Here is a 6,027-nt window from a genome sequence, read left to right on the forward strand (position 1 = left end):
TCACAGGCGGAGTCAGGCCGTCAACGACAAGGGTTCAAACTGATAGATGCTCAGGTCTGTCCGGCGTCATATCGTTTTCTGACAGAGCTTTCGCGTAATGAAGCGAATGGAGGCCAGGAGGAGGAAAGCCCGTGCCGTGCGGGTTTTGCATTCCTAATCCTCGGCCAGACGCCGGCAGCGGTTCAGCCATCCGATGGTGCACTCGACGATCCATCGCCTGGGCAGCACGGCATAGCCTTGGCCTGATTGGAACGCTTGACGATATCGACCGAGATCTGGCGGCAGACCCGGCGCAGCCCGGCTTGAAAGACCGGTCCTTGGTAGCCGCCGTCGGCGTAGAGTTTGAGCAGGAACGGATAGAGCCCGAACAAGGTGGCCATCACCAGCACGCCACCGTCGCGATCCTGGACGTCGGCCGGATGCACCAGGGCGTGCATCAGAAGACCCTGCGTGTCGACGAGGATGTGGCGCTTCTTGCCCTTGATCTTCTTGCCTGCATCGTAGCCCGACGCATCGATCGAGCCCCCCCCTTTTTCCGCGCCCTTGACGCTCTGGGAGTCGATGATCCCAGCTGTTGGGCTGGCGTCCCGCCCGGCCTGTTCCCGGCAGGCCACGTAGAGCGTGTGATGGACCCGCGCGAGCGTCCCGTCATAATCCCACAGGTCGAGATAATCGTGCACCGTCGAGCGCGCCGGCAGGTCCTTCGGGATCGCCCGCCACTGGCAGCCCGTGCTCAGCACGTACATCAGGCCGTTCACGACCGCGCGAAGATCCACGCTGCGCTTGCCGCCACCGCGCTTCGCCGGCGGACTCAGCGGGGCGATCAGCGCCCACTCTTCATTCGTCAGATCGCTCGGATAGCGCAAACCACTCCGATCGTACCGAGCACGGTTCTCGTTCGTCCACATCAGCAGCCTCCAGAGAGAGGCTGCCTTGAATCACAAATCCCTCACATCACTCAATATGTCGCCGGACAGACACTTAGGGTCGTGTCCACGGAACCGGCAGCAGGCCAAACCACCTCTGTGAAGCTGCCGCTTGGTACTTGGACCGCCAGGGAATGCCCGCTTAACATTTTCCCGTGATAATGCCCCCGCGGCTGCGTCCGACCTTCTCGTTCAGCAACGCTGGGAGCTCATCGTGTCGTTCCGAAACCTATCTATTCGCGCCAAGCTAATTACGGCTTTCTCGGTCCTGACGCTGATTGCCATCGGGTTAGGCTTGCTGGGCGTGATCGGCACGCAGCGCATGCGGGAGCAGGCCCTCAACATCGAGACGAACTGGCTGCCGAGCATTCGCCTTCTCGGCGAGATCGATACTCTCACCGCACGGACAAGCGCCTTAGTCCTCCGCCATACGCAGGCCAACGACCCCGCGCTCGTCGCCAGCATCGAGAAGGACATGGAGCGCTTCGGTAAGAAGCTCGACGAGAAGAATGCCGCCTACGAGCCAATGATTGGTTCTCCTGAGGAGCGGGCGCTCTACGAGACGTTCACGCGTGAGGCCCGGAACTTCGAAGGGGTACGCCAATCCATTCTCGAGCTCTCGCGTGCCGGTCAGAAGGCTCAAGCCTATGAGCTCTACGAGAGCAAGGGCATCATTCCTCGCCGTGCAGCCTCGGCGGCCCTCGACAAGCTCGTTGCCATGAACAACGAGGGCGCAAGTGCCGCTCAGGCCGAGAGCAAGTCTGTCTTTGAGACCACCTATACCTGGGGGCTCATCGCCATCGCGCTCTGCCTTCTCATCTCCACCGTCTCTGCAACCCTGATTGTGCGCGGCGTCACGCGCGGCATCGGAGCGATGGTCCAGCCCATGCAGGCCCTGGCCGGCGGAGATCTCTCCGTGACCATTCCGCACCAAGGCGCCCGGACCGAGATCGGCACCATCGCGGACGCCGTGCAGGTGTTCAAGGATGGGCTGATCCGGATGCGGGCGCTGGAGGAAGAGACGGTTCTGGCGCGCGCGGGGGCGGAGGTGCACCGCAAGGCAGCGATGCGGGCCTTGGCCGACAGCTTCGAGGGCGCAGTAGGCGGCATCCTCACCATGGTGACGAGCTCGGCCACCGAGCTACAGGCCACCGCCCAGAGCATGGCCGGCACCGCCACCCAGACCGCCACCCAGACGACCAGTGTCGCTGCCGCGGCGGAAGAAGCCGCCTCCAACGTCAACACCGTAGCCGCCGCCGCCGAGGAGCTCGGCTCCTCCGTGCAGGAGATCAGCCGCCAAGTCAGCACGTCCGCCACGATGGCACATAGCGCTGTCCAGGAGGCCGCTGAGACCGCCGAACTGGTGCAGCAGCTCAACACGGCGGTGGCGCGCATCGGCGACGTGGTGACGATGATCACGTCCATCGCCGGCCAGACCAACCTGCTGGCGCTGAACGCCACCATCGAGGCGGCGCGCGCTGGCGAGGCTGGCCGCGGCTTCGCGGTGGTCGCCGCCGAAGTCAAGGAACTCGCCAACCAGACTGCCAAAGCCACCCAGGAGATCGGCGGGCACATCAGCCAGATCCAGGGCTCGACAGCGCGCGCTGTCTCGGCGATCGGTAGCATTACCGCACGCATTCAGGACATTAGCGGTGTTGCAACGACCATTGCGGCCGCGGTCGAGGAGCAAGGTGCCGCGACCCAGGAGATCGTGCGCAACGTCGCGCAGGCAGCGATGGGAACGAGCGAAGTCACAAGCAACATCTCAGGCGTGGCGGGAGCCGCCGAGGAGACCGGCGCGGCCGCAAGCCAGGTGCTGGGCGCTGCATCCGAGCTATCGCGGCAATCCGAGCACCTGAACGCCGAGGTCGGCCGGTTTCTCGCAACGGTGCGAGCGGCGTAGATGCCTAATAGAGCGCCGAACGGTTCAATCATCTGCTAACTACCAACGCAATTCATTCGTCCTATTGATCCATTTGCCGGGAATCCGATTGTTTTCCCGACACTTCGTTCCTACCGTTAGGAGCCCGACCAGAACGTTTCGCATTTTTCGGGAAAATGTGTCGGGCATTTAAATGCCGGTAAAACGCTCGGTCAGGCGTGCATGTCTGCTTCAAGCCACGGCTTGCAGAAACTGGACGGGAAGCGTTCTGCCAGTTGCTGACAACCGAGGTGCTACCGAGTGCGGCAGTCACCAAATTTCATCTAATAATCTCAACAACATAGGTGTTCGCAGTTTTATTCTGCATGGCGCGCCCTACGGGATGCGACGCCAGACTTCACGAGCCTTTATTTTTCAACGACTTACACATCCGAATAAGGACCATGTTATGCATGATGTGCCACGCTCCGCAAGGTGCTTCTTACCGCAGAATACGTCATGTTTGCGCCACATGACGAGAGTGGCTGCTGCTCAAACGTGCTTCAAAGGCATATTGAACCGGCTTGGATACCAGGCCTGCGCTTTCATGAGGTAGGCAAAGTATTTGGCAGGCCCGGCAGGACTCGATTTTCTGACGAAGAATCACAATATTTTCAAGCACTTAGCCGTTCGTCGACAAACGAATGTTATGCACTTCTGATTACACGCACAAGCCCCCTTAAAACTGCAATTCTTGCGTGCAACTTGGAGCAGTCAGCCTCACATACCAGTTGGCCTTGATGAACCGGCACGCAAAAGCTTCATCGCGTACTTGCGATGCACACCGGTCACCGCAACGAATTCGTCGAGGATCCGGCTGCGTTCCGTACGGTGGCTGCCCGCATATCTCGTGGACAAAGCCGCCACCAAATCGTCCCGCGTCGTCATGCAGACTCGCCCCATCGTCGCCTCTCCAAACCACTATCGGTCGGGAGCATCTCAGATGAGGCAACACCTCAAGATCCGGGAGCATTTCAAACGAGGCAATGCGTGGTTCCAGGTTGGTTGTCGCAACCCGACCCTACCCGGCAACCGCCGATGACCACCCGTCAGCTACCCCACCGCCTGGGACACGACCACATAAACTAACGTAAGGGCTGGAGTTCTCAGCGTACCGTGATCTTCATGGATGCCGAGGGACTTTGAGGCGAAGTAGCACAAATGACCTATGACACCACCCGCCTGGCTTCTTGGATTGCGGAGCACGCCACTGCTACCGACGATGAGAACGCGCTCATCGAAGGTCTCTGCCGCGGCTTGACAGAGATGGGCTTGCCACTCTGGCGTGTCAGCATCTCGACGCCGACCATCGATCCGGTACACCGCGGCATCTCCCTAAACTGGCACGCTGAGCAAGGGGGCTCGCGCGTGCTTGCCCCTCACGGAGCTGAGCAGGAGGCAGTTTGGCTTCGCAGCCCTATCATTGCCCTCCTTCAAAGCGGAGAACAGTTCGCGCGTTGGAGACTCGACAAGCTCGGAACCGGGGACGATTACCCGCTTCTGCACGAGTTGCGGATGCAGAACGGGACCGATTACGTCCTATTCCTCATCGGCTTCGCACCGGGCACAGCGCTCCGGGGCGTTGCCTTTTCGATGACGACGCAGCGTGCGTCGGGCTTCGATCAAGCAGAGATTACCGCGGTTGGATCACTCCTTCCTGCGCTCGGGTTAGCCATGGCAAAGCTAAGCCTTTCACACACCTTGCGCGAGGTGCTGGCGACCTATCTCGGCCCTACGACGGGCGGGCGGGTGCTCAACGGTCAAATCCGGCGCGGACAGGGTGAGAAGGTCCCGGCAGCAATTCTGCTCGTGGACCTTCGCGCTTTCACGAAGCTGTCGGATTGTGCTGACCCAGCCGATGTCGTGCGCTGGCTCGATGAGCACTTCGACGCCCTTGGTAAGCCGGTCGCCGATCATGGGGGCGAGATCCTCAAATTCCTGGGAGACGGCTTCCTGGCAGCATTTCCTGTACCTGATGCGAGCGCGCAACCCTGTACTGGCTGCGGCTTGGCGCTCGCCGCAGCAGCTGAGGCGTTGCGCGCCAACGAAGCCCTCAACGCACTGCGTAGAACCACGGGCTTGCCAGCACTGGAAGCTGATCTCGTGCTTCATTATGGAGAGGTCATCTATGGCAACGTCGGCACCAGCCGACGGCTCGATTTCACGCTAATTGGCCGCGCCGTGAATGAGGCGAGCCGGATCGAGGCTCATTGTGAGATCTTAGGCCACGCACTGCTCATCTCCGACTCCTTCGCCGCCCGATGCGATCAGTCCCTGGAGGAAGTTGGCTCGGTAACATTGCGTGGCGTCACGAGCCCACAGCGGGTTTGGACATCACCTTTGAATTACTAATCAGCTTTAACAAAGCGCTTCACCTAAATTCACGGATATATTTATAGGGAGATCATAAAATATTCGGCGAGACCGCCGATGTTTTACTAATGAAACATACGGCTGAAGAGATTGTTGCCAATTTACGCCAAGTCGATGTTCTGGTCTCACAAGGACGGAAGACTGCTGAAGCAATCTGATTCATTGAGGTGACCAATGTCACGTATTATCGCTGGCGTTCCGAGTACGGCGGCTTGAAGGACGATCAGGTCAAGCGATTGAAGTCTTTGGAGACGGAGAACCTGCGTCTTCGCCGGGCTATCTCGGACTTAGAGCGTCTAACGAAACCGTTCATTGGTTCGTTGTCAGCGCACGGCGCCTCACCTCACCGCAACCCGGGAACAAGTGACGCGACGCGCGTCGATCCGGTCGGAGCCTTAGGGCCGAGGTTCAATCCCAAAGCCCGCGCAAGCAAGAATGCGATTGGCGGACCTTTTCCCGTCGGCGCCGTGGCGCCGGGATCGACCCAGAGGACTACCGAGGCGACGTAACGGTCGGGTGCCTCCCGGATTGCGCAGAACAAACGATGCTCTGGGTCGTCGTGAAGTATCAGCGGATCGTTCCGGTTGATCGTCCCGCGTGTTCGTTTCCGCTGAGCGTAGTCTGGAACGTTCGTGTAAATGAACTCATTGAGTGCGTCCGGCAGGAAGAGTTGGCACGATAGAACGCCCCGTCCCTCGATGATGATCTTCGCGTGGATATGTGTGGCGCGGCCCTCGTACCAGCCCGGATAGGAGAGTCCTACCTATAGATATCAAGCCGCATCGCTTTGATTCATAATGATGATTC

At 59.9% G+C, this 6,027-nt stretch carries 2 protein-coding genes and 3 pseudogenes; 3 read left to right on the top strand and 2 right to left on the bottom strand.

The genetic code is table 11. From position 1 onward, the window contains the following. Window positions 1-66: 66 nt before the first annotated feature. A pseudogene (locus G3T14_RS22800) lies at window positions 67-908 on the bottom strand (IS5 family transposase). A gap of 232 nt (window positions 909-1,140) precedes the next feature. On the opposite strand from G3T14_RS22800, the gene G3T14_RS22805 reads away from it, so the two are divergent. Then, window positions 1,141-2,829, top strand: coding sequence for an MCP four helix bundle domain-containing protein (locus tag G3T14_RS22805; protein WP_163644794.1), 1,689 nt, complete (start codon window positions 1,141-1,143; stop codon window positions 2,827-2,829). A 768-nt stretch (window positions 2,830-3,597) separates the two neighbouring features. Here the strand turns inward: G3T14_RS22805 and G3T14_RS22810 are convergent. Next, a pseudogene (locus tag G3T14_RS22810) lies at window positions 3,598-3,750 on the bottom strand (ISNCY family transposase); the annotation flags it as partial. A 258-nt stretch (window positions 3,751-4,008) separates the two neighbouring features. Between G3T14_RS22810 and G3T14_RS22815 the strand changes: the two are divergent. Both G3T14_RS22815 and G3T14_RS22820 read left to right on the top strand, forming a co-directional pair. Next, complete coding sequence (locus G3T14_RS22815; protein WP_163644793.1) at window positions 4,009-5,199, top strand: adenylate/guanylate cyclase domain-containing protein; 1,191 nt, start codon at window positions 4,009-4,011, stop codon at window positions 5,197-5,199. Window positions 5,200-5,288: 89 nt separating this feature from the next. After that, window positions 5,289-5,510 (top strand): annotated as a pseudogene (locus G3T14_RS22820) (transposase); the annotation flags it as partial. Window positions 5,511-6,027: the final 517 nt, after the last annotated feature.

The organism is Methylobacterium sp. BTF04, from assembly GCF_010692745.1.
Lineage (GTDB): Bacteria > Pseudomonadota > Alphaproteobacteria > Rhizobiales > Beijerinckiaceae > Methylobacterium.